Below are 21706 nucleotides of genomic sequence, written 5' to 3'. Positions count from 1 at the left end.
GTCTATCCTCTTTTATTTTTGCGCTTACCTTTGTTATTACGTTCTTTAAATGGCATCGCGAATGATGCAAACTCTTTCATGGCGCGACGATAAACATCTCGCTTGAAAGAGACTACTTGCCTCACTGGATACCAATAACTGACCCAACGCCAACCATCAAATTCAGGGGTACTGCCGCGCTGCATGTTGATTCTTGATTCATCACACTCTAAGCGCAGAAGAAACCATTTCTGTTTTTGCCCAATACAGACAGGTTGAGAATCCCAACGAACGAGCCGTTTTGGTAATTTATATCTTAACCAATGACGGCTTGTTGCTATGATTTTCACATCTTTCTTTGTAAGCCCAACCTCTTCGTAAAGCTCTCTAAACATCGCTTGTTCAGGAGTTTCATCGTCGTCAATTCCACCTTGTGGAAACTGCCAAGAGTGTTGTCCGTATCGTTTCGCCCAGAATACCTGACCATGGTTGTTACAAATCACAATACCAACATTGAGTCGGTAACCATCGCCATCGATCACTGGCCAACCTCTAGTAAAATCTTAATTGCTTTGATTTTTCCACATATCCCCAATAGGAGCAAACTTACTAGTGTGATTAACACGAGATTTATGTATTCCTAATCATTAATTGGATAACTTTTCATCAAACTTAAAGTTATCAACAAAATAATGCGACACCAGCCACATTTATTCACCTTTTCTGTGAGTAACTATGTGAAGAATCTCTAGATAGCGACTTACTTCCCCAAAAAGCAAAAGAATACGGACCAATATAAAAAAGATAATAATAAATTAAATACATTAAAAACAATGAATTAATTGAATTTTCCATTATTCACATTACGTTGCGATTAACAAAAAATTGATCCTTTCACAACATGCTCAAAGATCCACCAATTAGCTCGTTATCCACACCCCCACTCTAGTAGAAATAAGATTTACTGATTAAGAGGCCCACTCTCTCAAGCAAAACCCTGTAAATGCATACAGATAAACAAAAAATAGAATATTTTTCCGATCAACCTGTGGATAACTTGGGTTGCGATGATCTTTTAAGCAAAAGAAACGACAGCACATTGTGTATAAGAATTTGCTACAATCGCGTTTTTATCATTCAAAGTATCATGAAACCCGCACCTAAAACTGAACATGAATTAATGCTTAGAGCCCAAGACATTGCAGGCTTAAGCTTTAGTCAACTCGCCGAAGAAGCCAAGATGAGCGTGCCCCCTGACTTAAAAAAAGATAAAGGATGGGTCGGTCAGCTATTAGAATGGCATTTGGGTGCAACGGCAGGCAGCAAACCTCAGCAAGATTTCGAGCAATTAGGTATCGAGCTCAAAAGTATTCCGATCAGTTACACTGGAAAACCGCTCGAAACAACGTTTGTGTGTGTGGCCCCACTCACCGGTGTTCATGGTTTAACATGGGAGCAAAGCCACGTGCGAAATAAACTCTCTCGAGTACTGTGGATCCCAATAGAGGGTGAGCGAGAGATCCCCCTAGCCCAGCGCCATGTCGGCTCGCCATTGCTATGGAGCCCTTCACCTGCACAAGAACAGCAGCTAAAAAATGATTGGGAAGAACTGATGGAGTTCATCGTTCTTGGCAAAGTTGAGCAGATCACCGCTAAGCACGGTGAAGTATTACAGCTCAGGCCAAAAGCGGCAAATGGGCGAGCATTAACCGAAGCATACGGTGCTAATGGCAAACCTATCAAAACCCTGCCACGAGGCTTTTATCTTCGAACTCAATTTACCGCGAGTATTCTTGAGCAACACTTTATTTAAAAGTGCTCGTTATTGCTCATGAAAAACGTAACCGTTTGATCTTTCACTGCACAATTCGTTTCCGTTTCACTGCCATCTTCGCTTATAGTAAAAACGTCACACACTCCACCAGCGAGAGCATCAAGGAAGGAATATGCAATACACCAAACTGCCTCATTCCACACTGGAAGTGAGCAAGATCTGCTTAGGTACCATGACTTTTGGTGAACAAAATAGCCAACAACAAGCCTTTGAGCAGCTCGATTACGCCTTAGACCAAGGTGTGAATTTCATCGATACTGCGGAAATGTACCCAGTTCCCCCCAACGGTAAAACCCAAGGTCTGACCGAAAGCTATATTGGCAACTGGTTAGAAAAATCAGGTAAACGTGAAAAAGTGGTGTTAGCGACTAAAGTGGCAGGCCCGCGTAACGTGCCTCACATCCGCGAAAAGATGTCACTCGATAGACGCAACATTCATTTAGCGATTGATGATAGTTTAAGACGCTTAAAAACAGACTATGTCGATTTGTATCAATTACATTGGCCTCAACGCCAAACGAACATGTTCGGCCAACTTAACTACCCTTATCCTGATCAGCAAGAAGAAGTCACTTTAATCGAAACGCTCGAAGCGCTTAATGATCTCGTCAAGGCTGGAAAAGTGCGTTACATCGGTGTGTCAAATGATACCCCGTGGGGTGTGATGACGTTGCTAAAATTGGCAGAAAAACACGATCTAGCAAGAATTGTCTCTATCCAAAACCCTTATAATTTACTGAATCGCAGCTTTGAAATTGGCTTATCTGAGATTAGCCACTTCGAAGGTGTTCAACTGCTGGCTTACTCGCCACTGGCGTTTGGTTGCCTGAGTGGTAAATATTTAAATGGCGCAAAACCTGACGGTGCTCGGTGCAGCCTATTTGAACGCTTTTCTCGCTATTTTACGGAGCAAGGTGTACAAGCCACTCACGCTTATGTTGAGCTTGCTAACCAGTATGGCCTTGATCCAGCACAGATGGCGTTGGCGTTTGTCAATCAACGTCCGTTTGTCGCATCCAATATCATTGGCGCGACAAACCTAGAGCAGTTGAAAACAAATATCGATAGTTTAGATGTCGTACTCAGTAATGAATTGCTTCTTAAAATTCAAGAGATTGGGACGACTTACTCCAACCCTTGTCCGTAGATATCTTCGGGGCTAGCGAAGCCACTAGCCCCTCATTTTACGTTGTTATTCGCATGCTTAACACACGGCGAAGATGACGAATATGACGTTCAGCTTTAATTGGGTCAGGGACTGAAACGCCAATAGCGCGTCCATCACTTTCTAAGCCAATATCTTTAAGCAAGTGTTGGCTATTAAAAGGCAGCTCAAAAGCATGACGGCGAACATTTCGTTGCCATTGACGCTCTTCACGGCGTAAATCAGCACGGACCAGTAAAGTAGCAAGTTGTAAATAAATTGAATGACGCATGAGTATTCTCCAGTAGTAAACTAAACGTTGACGGCTGGAAAAATGGGGGCAAACAAGGTGGATCAACACTTTGATAAGCTGCCATTTTTCCGCAGCCTATCTCAAGGTTACGGATTAACTAAAAATCGGTGCCTTTTTTATCATCAAACATACGACAGGCGTCTGTAGTAAGAGACGATTTAGGCGCAGTAAGATCGATAGAAACGCGAACAGTATGAACAAAAACGAAATGATTCATGTTGCGCCTCCAAGCAAATAGTTAATCCAAAGTGAAATGAGTGTGTGAGCACGGCTCACGGTTAAATTCTATGCAACTGAGGTGATTATTCAACTCTTAATTTTCAAACAATTAAAAAACAATGCATTAACCTAAAATGAAAGCCGATGACAGCAAATAAGTGACATATTCAGCTAGAGAATAACTTATTCGCAAAAGATATGATTATAAAAAATGGCCACATGGATTAAATGTGACCATTTTTACTTGAAGAATCATCAAGTTAATAGGTATTTTCAGTGATTAAGTTATGTTTATTAAGCAAGCGATACATAGTAGCTCTAGATACACCTAGCTCTTTGGCGGCCATTGATACTTGCCCTGAGTTGGATTCTAAAACCAGTAATAGCGCATCTCGCTCTGAACGCTCACGAATGCTTTTTAGGCTGCGCTTACCATCACTGCGTTTTGGTAAGTCGAGTTGCAATTCATCCAACATGACTGAATCGGACATCAGCACCACACGTTTGATCTGATTCATCAGCTCACGAACGTTACCCGGCCAGTGATAACGAGCCAATGAGCGCGCCGCTTCTTCAGTAAAACTGCGCGCCTGCGCGTTAAACTCTTTTGAATACTCCTGCAAGAAGTGTCGTGCCAGTAAAGCAATATCACCCGCCCGCTCTTTTAAGCTCGGGACATTAATACGCAATACGTTGATATAGTGGTACAGCTCTTCGTTAAAATTGCCATCAATCAGCGCTTTTTCAATATCGGAAGAGTTGGCGGCCAAAATACGCACATCCACCTCTTTGACACCCATTGAAGTTTCTATCGTTCCTTCTTGCAGGAAGCGCAAGAGGTTAGCTTGTTGGCTTTTAGGTAGAGTGAGAATATCTTTGAGTAGGATCGTCCCACCATCTGCCCGCTCCAATAATGAAGTTTGAGATGGGTTTTCACAACCAATACCGAATAGCTCACATTCAAAGCGGCTCTCCGATAAAGCTCGGCAATTCACTGAAATAAAAGGTTTTTGTGCGCGAGACGAGGTTTTGTGTACCGCTCTCGCGACCGTCTCTTTGCCCGTTCCATTTTCCCCATAAATGAGGATACTGACATCTGTAGGGCCGATGCGTTTGATCTGATCACGCAAGCGCTTCATGGGAGTGGACTCACCAATTAAACCAATATCCCCTGTTGCTCCATAATGTGGCCATACTTTCTTCTCTAACTTAAGCATTCCAAGTTGGTGTCCAATGGTGCTCAGTAGCTGCGCATCGGGAATCGGCGCCGTAAAAAAGTCGATACAAAAGTTAACAATGAATTGGCAAATCGTATCCGAGCTCAACTGTGATTCGCGAATGAACGCTAACCAACGTACTTGTTTATGGTTGCTGACCAAATTTGCAATGCCATTGAGGCTGAATTCATCATGGCTCAAATCAACAATACCAATGCATGGGCCTGTTTCTGCAAACAAGGCATCCGCTTTACGTAAATCTGCGCATTGTGTACAACGCCAACCAACCTGTTCAAGTACAGATAACCAAGGCTCGTATGTCCCACCAACGACGACAAGCGAACCAGGGACAGAATCCATTCGGAATTGAGTGCCCATCTATTATTCCTTATCTTTAAATTTATATGCAGTGCTACTTTTGGCACATTAAGCGGCTGTTACATTAACGAGACTTGGCGCTGTAGTCTGTCTCAATCATAAGACTAGACAACAAATAAGCGCTTTGCCATTTAATATAGGGAACTATTTCATAATCCTTTCGAAATTGTTGTCTGTTAGTCCACGCTAGTGAACAAAATTTTTCAAACTAATGCAAAAAAAAACCGCCTATTTAGGCGGTTTATCGGAACGAAAGTAGCAATTACTGCTGTGGGCGCATCGCAGGGAATAGGATAACGTCACGAATCGTATGGGTGTTGGTGAGTAACATCACCAAACGGTCAATACCAATGCCTTGACCCGCTGTTGGTGGGAGACCGTGCTCTAACGCAACAACATAATCAGCATCGTAGAACATGGCTTCATCGTCGCCAGCATCTTTGGCATTCACTTGCGCTAAGAAGCGCTCGTCTTGATCTTGAGCATCATTAAGCTCAGAGAAGCCATTGGCGACTTCACGACCACCGATGAAGAACTCAAAACGGTCGGTGAAGAATGGGTTGTTATCGCTACGACGCGCCAATGGTGAAATATCCGCAGGGTATCCAGTAATGAAGGTCGGTTGCATCAACTTAGGTTCGGCCGTTTCACCGAAGATCTCTTCAAGCAGTTGGCCGCAAGTCCAGAAAGGTTCAACGTCTACATGAACCGATTTCGCGATAGATACCATGAGCTCACGGTTTTGCAGATCCTGTTCAGTTAACGCTTGGATTTGAGCGTGCTCTGGGTTGTAGTGTTTGATGGCTTCAAACATACTCATGCGAGCATATTGACCACCAAATTCTACCGTTTCATCACCATAAGGCATTGAAGTCGAACCTAAAACTTCCTGTGCCACAGTGCTTAATAACTCCTCGGTAAAGTCCATCAGATCATTGTAATCTGCGTACGCCATATAGAATTCCATCATAGTAAATTCAGGGTTATGGCGAGGAGAAAGACCTTCGTTACGGAAGTTACGGTTGATTTCAAACACGCGATCAAAGCCACCCACAACTAAACGCTTAAGGTAAAGCTCAGGTGCGATACGCAAGTACATTGGCATGTCGAGCGCATTGTGGTGAGTGATGAATGGACGCGCACTAGCACCGCCAGGGATCACATGCATCATTGGCGTTTCTACTTCCATGAACTGTTTTGAGATCATGAAGTTACGAATTGCAGTCATTACTTTAGAGCGAACAATGAACGCATTACGTGAACTTTCATTAACAATCAAATCCACATAACGTTGGCGGTAGCGCATCTCTTGGTCAGTCAAACCGTGGAACTTCTCTGGTAATGGACGAAGTGCCTTTGTCAGCAATTCGTACTCTTCCATATTAACGTAGAGATCGCCTTTGCCAGATTTGTGCAACGCACCTTTCACGCCGATGATGTCACCAATGTCTAGACCTTGGTATTTTTCCTTCAGCTCAGTTTGAACCTCTTTTGAAGCATAAGCTTGAATACGACCAGAGGTTTCTTGAATAACAAGGAAAGGGCCACGTTTCGCCATGATACGCCCCGCAATCGCCACAACATGGTTTAAGGCTTCTAACTCTTCTTTGCTCTTTTCACCGAATTGCTGTTGAAGATCGCCCGCAAGGCTGTCACGACGAAAGTCATTTGGGTGGCCATTCGCTTTACAGCTCTTACGGATGTGATCCAGCTTGCTGCGACGCTCTGCGATGAGTTTGTTCTCTTCTTGCGCAATTTGCTCTTGATTCATTTCGTTTTGAACAGCATCAGTCATTTTACATGTACCTTATATGTCGGTAAAAAAGCATTAAAGGCCTGATTTCAGGCTTGCTTCAATAAATTTGTCTAAATCACCATCTAATACCGCTTGGGTATTACGGTTTTCAACGCCAGTGCGTAAATCTTTGATTCGGGAGTCATCCAATACATAAGATCGGATTTGGCTTCCCCAGCCAATGTCAGATTTCGCATCTTCATTGGCTTGCTTTTCTGCGTTCTGCTTTTGTAACTCAAGTTCAAACAGTTTTGCACGCAATTGTTTCATCGCTTGGTCTTTGTTTTTATGCTGCGAACGATCGTTTTGGCATTGAACAACGGTATTGGTTGGAATATGCGTAATACGCACCGCCGATTCGGTGGTGTTAACGTGCTGACCACCCGCTCCCGAAGCGCGATAAACATCGATACGAAGATCGGCTGGGTTGATGTCGATAGCAATATTTTCATCAATCTCAGGATAGATAAACGCAGAGGCAAAAGAGGTATGGCGGCGGCCACTCGAATCAAATGGGGATTTACGAACCAAGCGGTGTACGCCAGTTTCGGTGCGCAGCCAACCATAAGCGTAATCACCGATAATTCGCACGGTTGCGCCTTTTAGGCCAGCAACATCACCTTCAGACACTTCAATCACTTCAGTCTTAAAGCCTTTCGCTTCTGCCCAACGTAAATACATGCGTAGCAGGATTGATGTCCAGTCTTGAGCCTCGGTGCCGCCCGAACCAGACTGCAGATCAATATAGCAATCTGAAGAATCGTGATCGCCAGAGAACATACGGCGAAACTCAAGCTGTTCAAGCTTAGTTTCCAGCTCATCCAGTTCAGGGCCAATTTCATCGAAGGTTTCTTGGTCTTCTGCTTCAATAGCCAGTTCCAGTAGCCCTTCCACATCATCCACACCTTGATCTAACTGATCAATGGTATCGACAATGGCTTCGAGCGAAGCACGTTCTTTACCTAGCGCTTGTGCACGCTCAGGTTCGTTCCAGACGTTGGGTTGCTCGAGTTCTGCATTCACTTCTTCTAAACGCTCTTTCTTAGCGTCGTAGTCAAAGATACCCCCTCAGGATATTTGTGCGCTCTGACACATCCTGAAGACGGTTTTTAATAGGATTGATTTCAAACATGTTTGCTCAACATTTATGAGTAGAATTTAACCGAAGAATTCTACTTAAAAATGTGACGAAGATACAGGAAAAATTCGTTTGATCTCTTGGAATAAAAGCTGGCGCACGCCTAAAAAAAGAGGCTGAACAATCGTGTTCAGCCTCTTTAATGCTTACGGGTAAAAACGCGATTATGCCGCTTCTTTAACCACGCTTTGTTGAACGGTAGTTGCAATAAAGAACATGCAAATCATCGCAGCGAGTGTAGGAAGTAACCACCCCATGCCGACCTCAAACAGTGGCAGCATATTGAACGCAGACACATCAACGCCAGCCACTTTTGCCGCGTCGATCAACGCAAAAAGAAAAGAGACAAGTAGCACTACACGGTATGCCACTGCTGGGTTTGGTAGTTTCCCTCTCAAGAAGGTCAACATAATCAAGGCAATCGCGACTGGATAAAGCGCATACAGTGCGGGGATAGAAAGCGTGATCAATTGCGATAAACCAACGTTTGCCACGATAGCGCAAGCAACACCAATAATGATCACCCAAGATTTATACGCAATTGGAGTCAATGTGCAAAAGTAATCTGAACATGCTGAAATCAAACCAATTGCCGTGGTTAGGCAGGCTAGTAGCACGATGACAGAAAGCACGATCTGCCCATAAGGGCCAAACAGCGCTTGCACATATTGGCTAAGCACCGCACCGCCATTTTCTGCACCAAAAGCGACCACAGAGCTTGTCGCACCAAGATAAAACAGTGAAATATAGACAAAAGCTAAACCAACCGCCGCAATGCACGCCGCGCTGATTAAATACTTTGTGGTTGCCGCGCGCTCAGTAATGCCTTTGCTACGCAGTGCATCGACAATTAACATCCCAAACATCAGTGCGCCAAACGTATCCATGGTGTTGTAGCCTTCAAGGAAACCTTTCGTCAACGGCTGAGTCAGGTATTCGCCTTGTGCAGTCACCATCTCACCTTGCGGGTCAACAAAAACCGCAACGGCTAAAATAATTAATCCAACAAATAGAGCAGGAGTTAGCACTTTACCAATGATGTCAATGAGCCGACCTTGAGACCAGGCAAAAAACATCGCAACGACAAAAAAGAGAATCGAAAATAGTGTCAAATGCGATTGTTGCGCATCAATGAAAAATGGTTTCACTGCCATTTCATACGCCACAAGGCCGGTACGCGGTGCTGCAAAGGCAGGACCAATGATGATAAAGATCATCACTGCCATGATAGTTGCAGCTTGTTTAGGCAGATCTTTGGTTAAATGCTCCCAAGAACCACCCGCGACAGCAATCGCAATAATCGTCATCAATGGTAAACCGACAGCGGTAATGAGGAAGCCAGTCATGGCTGGCAGTAAATGCTCTCCAGCAAGTTGGCCAGCGATTGGCGGAAAGATGATGTTACCAGCACCCAAGAAAAACGCGAAAAGCATAAAGCCGACCGCGATAATATCTGTTAGTTTTAACGTCTGCTTCACAGATAACCCTTAATTATTATTTGATAAATGTTGTGTATGCATTGTTGATGAGGTTGAAACCGCATCTAAATCTAAAAATTAAGGGCGAATAATGACGAAACACTCAAGACTTCGCAAGGGCAAAGCAAAAAACGCTACATTAATTTATAATATCGGTGAAAAACCAGTTTAAAACTCTAAATGTTAAAAAATAGAAAGAATGATGTGTTGATCATTTTCTCATACACTCTCATAACAGATAGAAGAATAATCCGAACAAATAGATAACAATAGTGGTTATCACTTAATTAGAGCTATATTTTGAAATAATGATGAAAAGTCACACGCCCAAAAATAAGCGTTTCAAATTTAAACAATTTTCCATTGACGGTGGACAAGCGGGAATGCCTGTCAGTACCGATGGGGTTCTATTAGGCTCGTGGGCTTTCACGCACCATCCCAAAACCATTCTCGATATTGGCACCGGTACTGGGTTATTGGCATTAATGTGCGCACAACGTTTTAGCAATGCACAAATTACGGCCGTCGATATCGATGCCTTTGCCTTTGAAGCGGCCCAATACAACAGTAATGCTTCTTCATGGGGGCAACGCATACAGGTTTTACAAGGTGATATTTTAGACACCTCTTTTACGCCGTCCTTTGATGCAATTATTTGTAACCCACCCTATTTCAACAGTGGTGAACTGTCTCATGATCCCCAGCGAGCTACTGCTAGGCACACCAATCAACTTGCTCATCACGCTTTATTAGTCAGAGCAAAAAGTCTCCTCAACGATGAGGGGCAAGCTTGTTTTATTTTGCCCGTGTATGAAGGGGAACAATTTATCGAGCAAGCACTCACGCTCGGCTGGCAGCTTAAGCGGCGCTGCACTGTACAACCCATAGCACACAAACCCGCTCATCGGCTATTGATTGAACTAAGTTTAGCCTCGGCTTCTGTGATTGATTCATCGTTGGTCATTCACTCATCAAGTGGTTATAGCGAAGCCTTTATTGCCCTAACTCAAGATTTTTATCTCAAGATGTAGAAATAACATGTGATCCTAATCACCAATCCCCCTATAATGTTCGACCTTAATTTTATAGCCAAATAAGCCTAACGGCTTGTGGAGTACTCACTGTGATCAAAACCTTTGCTGACCTCGATCTTGACCCTTGCATCATTGCGGCCATTGAAGATATGGGCTTTGAACGTCCCACCCAAGTTCAAGCTGAAGCGATCCCACAAGCCCTAGATGGTCGAGATATTCTTGCCTCTGCGCCAACGGGAACCGGTAAAACCGCTGCATTTGTTTTACCCGCGCTACAATATCTTTTAGATTTTCCGCGCAAGCGAGCCGGCCCTGCACGCGTCTTGATTCTGACCCCAACTCGTGAATTGGCGATGCAAGTGGCGGATCAAGCTCGTGAACTGGCGAAGAATACTCGCCTCAATATCGTCACCATCACCGGCGGCGTACAATATCAAGAGCACGCCGACATCTTAGCCAAAACGCAAGATATTGTGGTGGCAACGCCTGGTCGCTTGATGGAATACATTGAAGGCGAGCGTTTTGATTGTCGTGCGATTGAATGGCTTATTTTGGATGAAGCTGACCGCATGCTGGACATGGGCTTTGGCCCAATCGTCGATCGTCTCGCTGCGGAATGTCGCTGGCGTAAACAGACCTTGCTTTTCTCTGCAACACTGGAAGGTCATGGTGTGGAAGGTTTTACTGCCGATCTCTTAAAAGAACCAGCAACAATCAATGCCGATCCTTCTCGTCGTGAACGCAAAAAAATCACTCAATGGTATCACCGCGCCGATACCATGGTGCACAAAGTTGAGCTATTGAAGAAAATCCTCACCGAGCAAGCCGAACGTTCTATCGTGTTTATCAAAACTCGTGAGCGCTTAGCTGATTTGCGTACAGAGCTAGAAAAAGCGCAAATTCCTTGTGCTTGGATTCAAGGCGAAATGCCACAAGATCGTCGCAATAACGCCATTACGCGATTCCGTGAAGGCGCAGTCAACGTACTACTGGCAACCGACGTGGCCGCACGCGGTATTGACTTACCTGACGTAAGTCACGTGATCAACTTTGATATGCCACGCTCAGCGGATGTGTACTTACACCGCATAGGTCGTACGGCTCGTGCTGGTAAAAAAGGCAATGCGATCTCTTTGGTTGAAGCCCATGATCAAGTGATGATGGACCGCGTCGCGCGTTATGTCGACGAGGAGATAAAAGAGCGCTTCATTAAAGATATGCGCCCGCAGCACAAAAAGCCGGTATTCAAAAAGAAAAAGAAAACCGATGACAAAAAAGTCAAAGTGGTTTCGAAGAAGAAGAAAGCGAACAAAAAGAAAAAATAGTGTTCCGATACCACCTATAAAAAAATGCCGATACTGAAATATCGGCATTTTTTTATCTTTAATGTTTGAAGAGAGTATCACTCTCTTCAAACTCACCAAGGTTTAATGTTCGCGTGTCGCACGGAACTCCACTTCAGGAAAACGCTCTTTGGCCAGATTCAAATTGACCATAGTCGGCGCGATGTAAGTCAGGTTATCCCCACCATCCAGTGCGATGTTACTTTGGTTTTTGCGCTTAAACTCTTCGAATTTTTTATCATCTGCGCACTCAATCCAACGTGCTGTTGCAACGTTAACACCTTCGTAAATTGCCTCGACGTTGTATTCAGATTTTAAACGAGACACCACCACATCAAACTGCAGCACACCCACTGCACCCACAATCAAATCGTTATTTTGTAGTGGGCGGAAGACTTGAACCGCTCCCTCTTCCGACAACTGCACTAAACCTTTAAGCAATTGCTTCTGCTTCAGTGGATCGCGCAAGCGAATACGACGGAACAGCTCAGGAGCAAAGTTAGGAATACCTGAGAATTTCAACGATTCACCTTGAGTAAAGGTATCACCAATCTGAATTATTCCATGGTTATGCAAACCGATAATATCGCCAGCATAAGCATTTTCAGCACGAGAGCGATCGCCCGCCATAAAGGTAACCGCATCAGAAATACTCACTTGCTTACCAATACGCACGTGGTTCATTTTCATGCCTTGGGTATAAGTACCCGACACAATACGCATAAACGCAATACGATCGCGGTGTTTAGGATCCATGTTCGCTTGGATTTTAAACACAAAGCCTGAGAATTTCTCTTCCGTGGCTTCAACAATACGCTCATTAGCTTGACGTGGCATCGGCGCCGGAGCCCACTCAGTTAAACCATGCAGCATATGGTCCACACCAAAGTTACCTAATGCCGTTCCGAAGAAAACAGGGGTCAACTCACCTTTTAAAAACAGCTCTTGATCAAATTCATGAGAAGCACCTAATACCAATTCAAGCTCATCACGCAGCTGAGCGGCAAGGTCATCACCCACGGCCTTATCCAGATCAGGGTTGTTGAGACCCTTAACAATGCGCTCTTCTTGAATAGTGTGGCCTTGGCCGGTCGCGTACAGAATCGTCTCATCACGGTGAATGTGGTACACGCCTTTAAACTCTTTACCACAACCCACTGGCCATGAAATCGGGGCGCAGGCAATCTTCAGCTCATTCTCCACTTCATCAAGCAATTCCATTGGGTCGCGGATCTCACGGTCCAATTTGTTCATGAAGGTTACAATCGGTGTATCACGTAAGCGAGTCACTTCCATCAGCTTACGAGTACGATCTTCAACACCTTTTGCTGCATCAATCACCATTAAGCACGAGTCAACCGCCGTCAATGTGCGGTAAGTATCTTCCGAGAAGTCTTCGTGCCCTGGAGTATCGAGCAAGTTAACCAAACAATGATTGTAAGGAAATTGCATCACAGAGGTCGTGACCGAAATACCACGCTCTTTTTCCATTTCCATCCAATCTGATTTAGCATGCTGGTTAGAGCCGCGCCCTTTTACCGTTCCCGCTTTTTGAATGGCATTCCCGAATAGCAGAACTTTTTCAGTAATGGTGGTTTTACCCGCATCCGGGTGCGAAATAATAGCGAAGGTTCTACGTTTAGAAACTTCACTCAAAAAAGGAGTATTTGACATGAAACAGGTCTTCTCAATATGCTGATATAAGGGAGAGCCGAAGCGCTTACGCTGATCAGCAGTTCGATTCAAATTTGCGCGGTATTCTCCCCTATATTTGATCTGGGAGCAACTTTCGTCGCTACACAAATCAACAAGAGAATGACGACCTTTCTATTTGCAATTAAATTATCAATAAATATGAGCTATAACTAAAAAGGGCGAAGAGAATAAGCGAGTATTATGCTGATAACCAAACAAAGAAATTCTCTGGCATTTAAACAAGCCAAAACAGTGTTCCTAGTCTCGGTGATCCTTGGGATAGGCTTTAGTTTGTATCATACTTTGCTCGACCTACACCATGAGCAAGCTCGCATTGAAGATCACTACCGTTTTAAACTGCTGCAAAATTATTCAAATGCCAGCCAGGCTGCTTATCACCTCAACAACTTATTAGCCAATCAAGTCGTCTCTAGCTTAATGGTTGATAATGCCATTTATCATGTTGAAATTATTGATGATTTTGGCGATACACTGGCAAAAAAAAGCAGAGAGATTCCAGCGCAGACTGCTTTTATTCGGCTCTTATCGAATTATCTGACGCCTGAAATACCCATCTTTAAAACTGACTTGCATCAACCCAATTCGAGTGTGGTGGTAGGTAGCTTAAGTTTTTCCGTCAACGGCTCTTCCATTGCCAAAGAATTTATTGCAAAAACCACACGAGTATTGCTGTTTGATCTCTTTCGAAATGTGTTGCTGACTTCGATCCTTTTAGTCTTTTTTTACTACAAGCTGTCAAAACCCATCACCACGTTAATTTCGTGGGTTCGCTCATTGCAAAACAATCAACGTCCAACACAGCCGCCATTACAACAGCAAAAAAATGAGCTCAGTGAGTTAGCCGGTACTTTCTATACTTTATGGAAAGAGCGAGAGCTCGCGGATGCTAAACTTAACCAATTAGCCTACTACGACACGTTAACTGGCCTTGCTAATCGCAGCTTGCTGCTGCAACTGCTCACTGATGCCATTGATAACAGTATTCGCACCCACACTTCTGGTGTGTTGTTTTACCTTGATCTCGACCGTTTCAAAACGATCAATGATTCACTTGGACACACAACGGGGGATCATTTAATCAAAGCTATCGCCATGCGTATGGATGGCTGGCTTAAACACGATTACACCGCCGCACGCATCGGTGGCGATGAGTTTGCGGTGTTGATTCCTCATCTCTCTCGCCAACAAGCAGAGAAGGTAGCTCAGCAGCTTCTGGCTCTGATTTCCAACCCTTACTCGATTGATGACCACCAGCTTTATTGCACTGTGAGTATTGGTATCTCGATTTTTCCGTCAGTGGGCAAAACCAATATCGATGTCCTTAGACAAGCCGATACAGCGCTTTACCGCGCAAAAGCGAATGGACGCAATAAATACATGTTTTATGAGCCAGAAATGCAGGCTCAAGTCGAATCGTTTCTGGAAATTGAAAAAGGCCTCCATGAAGCCCTCAATACCCAACAGTTAGAACTCTATTACCAACCTCAAGTCGATGAGCGGCACAATATTGTCGGTGTGGAAGCCTTGATCCGCTGGAACCACCCAACCAAAGGTGTATTGCCACCGGGTGTGTTTATGACCATAGCAGAAGAAACGGGGCAAATTATTCCGATTGGAAACTGGATATTAGAGCAAGCGTGCTATCAATACGCCGCTTGGAAGCGCCAAGGAGTATTACCGCCCCATTTTCGCCGTTTAGCCATCAACATCAGTCCGTTGCAGTTTTCTCAAGATTCTTTTGTTGAACACATTAACCATGCAATGCAGCAAGCAGGTATTACTGGTGAACATCTTGAATTGGAGATTACTGAAGGGCTATTACTGGAAAATGTAGAAAGTGCGATTCAAAAAATGGTGCAACTTAAAAAAAGTAAGCTGAGCATCTCGATTGATGATTTTGGCACTGGTTATTCATCACTGCGTTACCTCAAACTTTTATCGGTGGATGTGCTCAAAATCGATCGTTCTTTTGTCACTCAATTGCATTTAGATGAGAGTGACCAAGCAATTGTGGATACGATTATTATGATTGCGAAACGTTTAAATTTGGAGGTAATAGCCGAAGGTGTGGAAGAGTGCCAAGAACTCGAAACTCTCAAACAATTGGGTTGTGATCAGTTCCAAGGTTACTTATTTGATAAGCCGTTAACCGCTAAGGAAGTCGTCAAGCGTTTTGTAAGCCCATGCTATCAACTCAATGAACATCAAAAAGATAAGGCGCACCAGAAATAGTTCCGAGACGCCTGACCATGAAAAAACCTGAGTTTGCAAACGATCTGCTGATGGAAAATAAGCTACAAAAAATAGTAGCTCATGATGATCGCATCTTCTGATCCTTTCGGAGTGGGATAGTAGTTCACTCGACGATCGAGCTCATTAAAACCCAGCGATTCGTACAAGCTATAAGCGCGGATGTTACTTTCGCGAACTTCAAGCCACGCACTTTCAGCTTGCGCTTTTTCACAGTAAGTTAAGAAAAACTCCATCAACAATTTTCCGTAACCCTTACCTTGCTGCTGCGGATCGACAGCGATATTCAACAAGGTCACCTCTCCAACAATATTCTGTGCATAGAAATAACCGACAACTTTGCCATCAACCAACATAGCATGGTGGCATGCACCACGACTCGCCAAGTCGCGTACGAGTGATTCAGCCCAAGGGTAACTGTGAGCTTGCTGCTCAATGGACCAAATAGCATCAAGATAAGGAAGTGATAAAGGCACAACATCAATATTCATGGTTTTAGGACTCATAAGAACAAATTTGCTGCCACAACGCCCGGCGCAGCTCGGTATTGCCATCTATCTCAACTAGCGACGGTGACGTTAACACTTTCTGGGCCAACGGGCTTTCTTTCTTTTCACAGCCTGAAAACCACAACCATTCAATTCTGGAGCCTGTTAGTTGGCTAAGAGAGTGAGGCTCAAGATGACACGCCTGACTGATTTCGAGCCCCATACTTTTCAATACTCTTGAAAACAGCAATAGAGCACCTTGTTGCGGGTATTGGGGGGAAACGAGTAATAAACGGCACGTGCTCGGCAGCGTCACCGGATCAGGTTGATAGCCAGCCAGCCGCTGTGGATGGATAAGCTCCCAACGCTGGATGCCCATTTCTTGTAAATATTGATTTTCGTGATGTGACATCTGTTTATGACCTCATTGAACATCGCAATCCTAACAAATCAGCGCCAAGACAGAAACCGTTAATCATCCAATGACTCAAGAGCTATGCCCAAACAACTTGAAGTTGCAGATAGGCGACAAGTGAATTCATCCCCATGAGCCTAGATAAACGAGGTGATTGGGGTGAGCGAATGTAGCCAACACAACGGTAGCTTCAAATGAGAAGAGCATAAAAGTAAACAGGGAGCACTGGGCTCCCTGTTTTGAATAGAAATACGGTGATTAAAGTTCGTTGAACTCTGGGCAATACTCAATTAAACCCGCTCGCCCGCTCAATTCGCCGTCGACTAATGCAACGATCTGAAACGCGCCAACTGGAACATCCCAACGACAACGAAAATCAGATTTCGCCGCCTCTTTAAAGCCAAAGCGTTGATAATAATCCGGGTCACCCAAAACCACACAAGCTGGATAATCGAACTCAGCCAAACAGATTAACCCCTCTTTTACTAACGAGGCGGCGACACCTTGATTTCGCCACTCTTTTTTCACGGCCAACGGTGCAAGCCCTTGCCAATTTAAGTCTTCACCATTGAGTAAGATCGGGCTAAACATCACATGACCAACGACTTCGCCGTCATCATCACAGGCCACTAAAGAGAGCGTCAAATGGCTGTTTTCCCTTAATGTCATGACCAAATTAGCTTCAGCATCTGTCTCAAAGGCTGATTTTAATAAGCGGTCAATCGCTAAGATATCCGCTGGCGCTTCAGTTCGAATAAGCATTCATTACCTCATTTTGTGTCACTGGCGATTGTACGCCCTTATGCACAAAATCTGCTAGCTGATTTATTAACATCTGGAACGGTTTTGGTAAAAGCTCTAGGTCAACACTGTCCATCAGGTTCTTCACCTCTAACCCCAGTTCGGTATCCCCTTCAATGGAGAGTCGACGTTGAAAGAACAGCGTATCAGGATCTTCTTTTCGACCAGCAATCAACACCATATCATTTAGGTTACCGCTAAAGCTGACATCTTCCACTTCCGTCTTATCAGACACAACAAGTTGTTCCGCTTGATAGCTGATATACCAATTCAAATTCAAATCGCGAATTGAAACCTTTAACCATTTCCCATCAAGAAATTCAAAGTCACCTTCTTGCAAAGCCTCATGAAATATAGTTTTCAACCCTTCTAGCAAGGCTTTTTTTTGTACAACTTGCGGTAAGAAGTGGACTGGGGATCGCAAAATTGAAGCGGCGTTTTGAACTAGTTGAGTACGAATCTTGTGAATCACGAGCGTTATCCGTTACTTTGTAATGCAATAGTACCTAATCATAATGGATGTGGGGGTGCAAATTCCTGTGATGCATCAAAAAACGTACATTGTTTGAGAACCTTTTCTAGCTTAGTAATCAAAGTTATAGTTAATGTGTTACTTACGTTGTAACATCCTCATGAATATAAGTGCTCTGGAGAGTGGTAGTAGCTTGATGCCTTCGCAACATTTACAACATTGGTTTGCAAAAATCACGTCGAACAGTCCGTTCTTTTTTGCCATCTTGAACGACCAACATAACTATGTGATGGTCAATGAACGTTATTGTGATATTGCAGGGCTGAGCACAACCGAATTGGTTGGAATGAATGACTCACAAATTCTGGGTGAGCATTTCTACCGCCATCTCAAACCTTATTATGAACGGGCATTTCAAGGAGAAACGCTTGAGACCGAACTGACTCTTCACGAGATCGATTTAGAAACAAGTTTGCATTTCTCTTTATCACCTATCATGGGTGATAAAAAAGTCGAAAATATTGTGTTTCACGCCATCGACACCTCCGAAAAACAGATCCTCATTCGCTCATTAGAAGAGTCGGAAAATAAGTTTTCAACCTTGACTAGCTTGCTTCCCGATGGATTGTTGCTGGTCGATGACGACTGCATTATCTCTGCTAACCCCGCATCGGCTCGTTTACTCGGTTTTGAAAATACCTCAGAGCTTCTTGGTGAAGAACTATCGCGCTTGTTTGTCGATGAAAAAAGTAAAACCGTATTCAGCTCTCCACTTAGTTTATTACTCGCAGGGGCACCATTGGTCTGCCTCACTGGGCCAAAGTGTGGCTTTGAACGTAAAGTTCAACTGCACGCTGGAGCCACCGTCGTGCTGGGCAACAGCTCACAACTGATTTTGATTCAAGATGCAGAAGATGCACCTAAGCAGTTGTCTTCGACTATGCATGCCGATATCCACATTGACTCGCTGACTAACTTGTATAACCGTTTTGGTTTCACTAAACGTTTAGAACAGTTCATTCAAAATGAAACACCCCTTGTGATGCTCTATTTAGACATTGATAACTTCAAAAACATCAATGACTCTTTAGGCCATCATATTGGCGATAAAGTCATTAAAGAGGTCTCAGCACGGCTGAAACGTTTACTACCGCAACAAGCGATTGTGGGCCACCTTGGCGGCGATGAATTTGGACTAATACTGCCTGATCCTGAAAATAGTCGCGCCGCTGAAATGTTGGCTGAACGCATTATTTCTTTGATTAACCAACCGTTTGATCTGCACCATTTCAGTAAACGCTTAGCCTGCTCCATAGGTAGTGTCGCCTACCCTGGTGACGGTAGCGATGCACGCGTATTGTTGCAAAACGCCGATACGGCGATGTATGAAGCCAAAGATCGTGGTAGAAACCGTCTGATTAAGTTCAACGATCAAATGAACAAAGAAGCGCGCATGCGCTTATGGCTTGAAATTGAACTGCAAAAAGCGCTGCAACAAAATGGCCTTGAAGTGTGGTATCAACCGAAAGTAAATGCTCGCGACTTCAGCATCAATGGTGCGGAAGCTTTGGTGCGCTGGAAACACCCTGTGGAAGGGTATATCAACCCGGGCGCTTTTATCCCTGTCGCGGAAAAAGCTGGGCTGATTGAACATTTAGGCCGAGTGGTGATGCGTGATGTCTTCTCGACCGTAAAACGCTGGAAGCTGCAAGGTATTTTACCAGGTCGCGTGGCGATCAATTTATCGCCCGAACAGTTTTGTAACCCGAAGTTGGAACTTTTATGTCCTGCAGGTAACCTGCCTGCTCTAAAAACAGCGATCGATTGTGGTGCAGATGCGGTTTATATCGGCTTCAAAGATGATACCAATGCTCGCCACTTTGCTGGCCTTAATTTCTCAGGTAAGAAGTTAGATAAAGCGGTGCAATATGTTCATGATCACCATAAAAAAATTCATGTCGCGTTAAATACCTTCGCCCACCCTAATGGCTTCGAGCGTTGGACTCACGCCGTCGATAATGCCGCCAGTTTAGGCGTGGATGCGTTGATCATCGCCGATATCGCGGTATTGGATTATGCCGCTAACCGATATCCAGATCTGGAACTGCATCTTTCTGTACAAGCCTCCGCCACCAACGTCGCCGCTATCGAGTTTTATAAGCAGAATTTCAATATTAAGCGGGTGGTGTTACCACGAGTGCTATCAATCCATCAAGTCAAACAGCTCTCACGTAATATGATGAGTGACGTCGAGCTTGAAGTATTTGCCTTTGGCAGCTTATGTATTATGTCTGAAGGGCGCTGTTATCTCTCTTCCTATATGACGGGAGAATCACCCAATACTGTCGGAGCCTGTTCGCCCGCGAAGTACGTCCGCTGGCAAGAAACGGACTCAGGTTTGGAATCTCGCTTAAACGAAATTTTGATTGATAAATACGCAGCCGGAGAAAATGCAGGCTACCCAACCTTGTGCAAAGGTCGTTTTGAAGCGCAGATCGATGGGCAACCTAAACGCTACCACGCACTGGAAGAACCAACCAGTTTAAATACGTTATCACTATTACCAGAACTATTTGCAGCCAACGTTGCTTCCGTCAAAATTGAAGGTCGCCAACGTAGCCCTGCATATGTGGAGCAAGTGACTAAAACGTGGCGAGCGGCGATTGATCGCTACCAAGCAAATCCACAAGCCTACCAAGTAGAAACGGCTTGGAATAACGCCTTAGCCAACGTTTCTGAAGGCACGCAAACGACACTCGGCGCGTACCATCGCCAATGGCAATAAGAGAATGGAGAAGAGAATGAAATATGCGCTGGGTCCTTTACTCTATTTCTGGCCCAAACAAGAGGTAGAAAGTTTTTATCAACAGGCAATCAATAGCCCTGCTGATGTGATCTATTTGGGTGAATCGGTCTGCTCCAAGCGACGTGAGATAAAACCACAACACTGGTTTGAGATCGCCAAAGCGCTTTCACAAGCGGGTAAACAGGTTGTGATCTCAACCATGGCGCTACTGGAAGCGCCGAGCGAAATCAATGTGATGAAAAAGTATATTGAGAATGGCGATTTTGCGATTGAAGCCAATGACGTTTCGGCGATTCAACTCGCCAGTGAAAAACGCCTTCCTTTTGTGGTTGGGCCCGCTGTGAATGCTTACAACGCGCGCACACTGCAACTGTTCCTAAAGCAAGGGATGATCCGTTGGTGCATGCCTGTTGAACTCTCCCGTGATTGGCTAATCAATGTATTGCAACAATGTGATGAGCTTGGTATCAAAAACCAGTTTGAAGTAGAAGTTTTTAGCCACGGATACCTACCACTGGCTTACTCCGCACGCTGCTTTACCGCACGGGCTGAAAACCGCGCGAAGGATGAATGTGAGACTTGCTGTATCAAGTATCCAACCGGAATTCAGGTTCACAGCCAAGAAGGCCAAGCGGTATTTAACCTCAACGGTATCCAAACCCAATCGGGCTATTGCTATAACCTTGCTAATGATTTACCAAGCATGGCGGGATTAGTCGATGTCGTTCGTTTAAGCCCACTAGGTCTTGAGACATTCGAACATCTGTCGCAGTTCAAGGCCAATGAAAAAGGAGAGCATCCCTCCCCTTTAACCAATCACCAATGTAACGGCTATTGGCACCAATTACCGGGCCTAGCGATTCAACAAAGCTGAGCGTAGCCTCCC

At 44.4% G+C, this 21706-nt stretch carries 18 protein-coding genes and 1 pseudogene; 8 read left to right on the top strand and 11 right to left on the bottom strand.

The window, feature by feature from the left end; genetic code table 11:
* Positions 1-2 precede the first annotated feature (2 nt).
* Positions 3-521, bottom strand: a complete 519-nt coding sequence (rppH, locus tag AACR75_RS10705; protein WP_010319133.1) for an RNA pyrophosphohydrolase — start codon at positions 519-521, stop codon at positions 3-5.
* A gap of 605 nt (positions 522-1126) precedes the next feature.
* On the opposite strand from rppH, the gene mutH reads away from it, so the two are divergent.
* Together mutH and AACR75_RS10695 are read left to right on the top strand one after the other, a co-directional pair.
* Positions 1127-1792, top strand: coding sequence for a DNA mismatch repair endonuclease MutH (gene mutH / locus AACR75_RS10700; RefSeq protein ID WP_047690230.1), 666 nt, complete (start codon positions 1127-1129; stop codon positions 1790-1792).
* Between the two features lie 133 nt (positions 1793-1925).
* Complete coding sequence (locus AACR75_RS10695) at positions 1926-2960, top strand: NADP(H)-dependent aldo-keto reductase (RefSeq protein WP_047690140.1); 1035 nt, start codon at positions 1926-1928, stop codon at positions 2958-2960.
* 37 nt (positions 2961-2997) lie between these two features.
* Here the strand turns inward: AACR75_RS10695 and AACR75_RS10690 are convergent, their stop codons facing one another.
* The 5 genes from AACR75_RS10690 to brnQ all read right to left on the bottom strand — a co-directional run bounded on the left by AACR75_RS10690 (position 2998) and on the right by brnQ (position 9495).
* Positions 2998-3249, bottom strand: coding sequence for a hypothetical protein (locus AACR75_RS10690; protein WP_047690138.1), 252 nt, complete (start codon positions 3247-3249; stop codon positions 2998-3000).
* Positions 3250-3749: 500 nt separating this feature from the next.
* Positions 3750-5084, bottom strand: coding sequence for a cyclic-di-GMP-binding transcriptional regulator VpsR (gene vpsR, locus AACR75_RS10685; RefSeq protein ID WP_047690136.1), 1335 nt, complete (start codon positions 5082-5084; stop codon positions 3750-3752).
* A 262-nt stretch (positions 5085-5346) separates the two neighbouring features.
* Positions 5347-6879, bottom strand: a complete 1533-nt coding sequence (lysS, locus tag AACR75_RS10680; protein WP_013857598.1) for a lysine--tRNA ligase — start codon at positions 6877-6879, stop codon at positions 5347-5349.
* 33 nt (positions 6880-6912) lie between these two features.
* Positions 6913-8011 (bottom strand): peptide chain release factor 2 gene (gene prfB / locus AACR75_RS10675; protein ID WP_096000859.1). Its coding sequence is split into 2 segments (ribosomal slippage): positions 6913-7935 and positions 7937-8011, totalling 1098 coding nucleotides; the frame shifts between segments, so codons are not numbered across the junction.
* A gap of 170 nt (positions 8012-8181) precedes the next feature.
* The gene (gene brnQ, locus AACR75_RS10670) at positions 8182-9495 is read right to left on the bottom strand and encodes a branched-chain amino acid transport system II carrier protein (protein ID WP_047690133.1); all 1314 of its coding nucleotides are present in this window, start codon (positions 9493-9495) and stop codon (positions 8182-8184) included.
* A 308-nt stretch (positions 9496-9803) separates the two neighbouring features.
* Between brnQ and AACR75_RS10665 the strand changes: the two genes are divergently transcribed.
* Together AACR75_RS10665 and srmB are read left to right on the top strand one after the other, a co-directional pair.
* Positions 9804-10526 carry a tRNA1(Val) (adenine(37)-N6)-methyltransferase gene (locus AACR75_RS10665; RefSeq protein WP_047690131.1) on the top strand — a complete coding sequence of 241 codons (723 nt, stop codon included), beginning with the start codon at positions 9804-9806 and terminating at the stop codon, positions 10524-10526.
* Between the two features lie 92 nt (positions 10527-10618).
* Positions 10619-11854, top strand: a complete 1236-nt coding sequence (srmB, locus tag AACR75_RS10660) for an ATP-dependent RNA helicase SrmB (protein ID WP_013857603.1) — start codon at positions 10619-10621, stop codon at positions 11852-11854.
* A 102-nt stretch (positions 11855-11956) separates the two neighbouring features.
* On the opposite strand, the gene prfC is transcribed toward srmB, so the two are convergent.
* Positions 11957-13546, bottom strand: a complete 1590-nt coding sequence (gene prfC, locus AACR75_RS10655) for a peptide chain release factor 3 (protein WP_047690128.1) — start codon at positions 13544-13546, stop codon at positions 11957-11959.
* A gap of 222 nt (positions 13547-13768) precedes the next feature.
* On the opposite strand from prfC, the gene AACR75_RS10650 reads away from it, so the two are divergent.
* Complete coding sequence (locus AACR75_RS10650; protein ID WP_047690127.1) at positions 13769-15820, top strand: putative bifunctional diguanylate cyclase/phosphodiesterase; 2052 nt, start codon at positions 13769-13771, stop codon at positions 15818-15820.
* A 62-nt stretch (positions 15821-15882) separates the two neighbouring features.
* Here AACR75_RS10650 and rimI read toward each other — a convergent pair whose 3' ends face one another.
* From rimI to ubiT, 4 genes are all read right to left on the bottom strand, one after another.
* Positions 15883-16329, bottom strand: coding sequence for a ribosomal protein S18-alanine N-acetyltransferase (gene rimI / locus AACR75_RS10645; protein ID WP_013857606.1), 447 nt, complete (start codon positions 16327-16329; stop codon positions 15883-15885).
* 4 nt (positions 16330-16333) lie between these two features.
* Positions 16334-16738 carry a DNA polymerase III subunit psi gene (locus AACR75_RS10640; protein WP_047690124.1) on the bottom strand — a complete coding sequence of 135 codons (405 nt, stop codon included), beginning with the start codon at positions 16736-16738 and terminating at the stop codon, positions 16334-16336.
* 261 nt (positions 16739-16999) lie between these two features.
* A complete protein-coding gene (locus AACR75_RS10635; RefSeq protein ID WP_047690121.1) occupies positions 17000-17503 on the bottom strand; it encodes a GNAT family N-acetyltransferase in 504 nt (167 codons plus the stop codon).
* Positions 17487-18014 carry a ubiquinone anaerobic biosynthesis accessory factor UbiT gene (gene ubiT, locus AACR75_RS10630; protein ID WP_010318913.1) on the bottom strand — a complete coding sequence of 176 codons (528 nt, stop codon included), beginning with the start codon at positions 18012-18014 and terminating at the stop codon, positions 17487-17489. The genes AACR75_RS10635 and ubiT overlap by 17 nt, the downstream gene beginning before the upstream one ends.
* Positions 18015-18210: 196 nt before the next feature.
* Here ubiT and AACR75_RS10625 point away from each other — a divergent pair.
* The 3 genes and pseudogenes from AACR75_RS10625 to AACR75_RS10615 form a co-directional block, all read left to right on the top strand.
* Positions 18211-19788: pseudogene (locus tag AACR75_RS10625) on the top strand (diguanylate cyclase domain-containing protein); the annotation flags it as partial.
* Positions 19786-20799 (top strand): ubiquinone anaerobic biosynthesis protein UbiU, encoded by a 1014-nt coding sequence (gene ubiU / locus AACR75_RS10620; protein ID WP_197056806.1) that lies wholly within the window; start codon positions 19786-19788, stop codon positions 20797-20799. The pseudogene AACR75_RS10625 and the gene ubiU, both read left to right, overlap by 3 nt.
* 16 nt (positions 20800-20815) lie before the next feature.
* The gene (locus tag AACR75_RS10615; RefSeq protein ID WP_026028086.1) at positions 20816-21694 is read left to right on the top strand and encodes a U32 family peptidase; all 879 of its coding nucleotides are present in this window, start codon (positions 20816-20818) and stop codon (positions 21692-21694) included.
* The last annotated feature ends 12 nt before the right edge of the window (positions 21695-21706 follow it).

It is taken from the genome of Vibrio sp. ZOR0018, assembly GCF_963865925.1.
GTDB classification, from domain to species: Bacteria; Pseudomonadota; Gammaproteobacteria; order Enterobacterales; family Vibrionaceae; genus Vibrio; species Vibrio anguillarum.
Note: the sequence above shows the minus strand (reverse complement) of the source record. Positions and strands in the feature narration are given on the sequence as shown.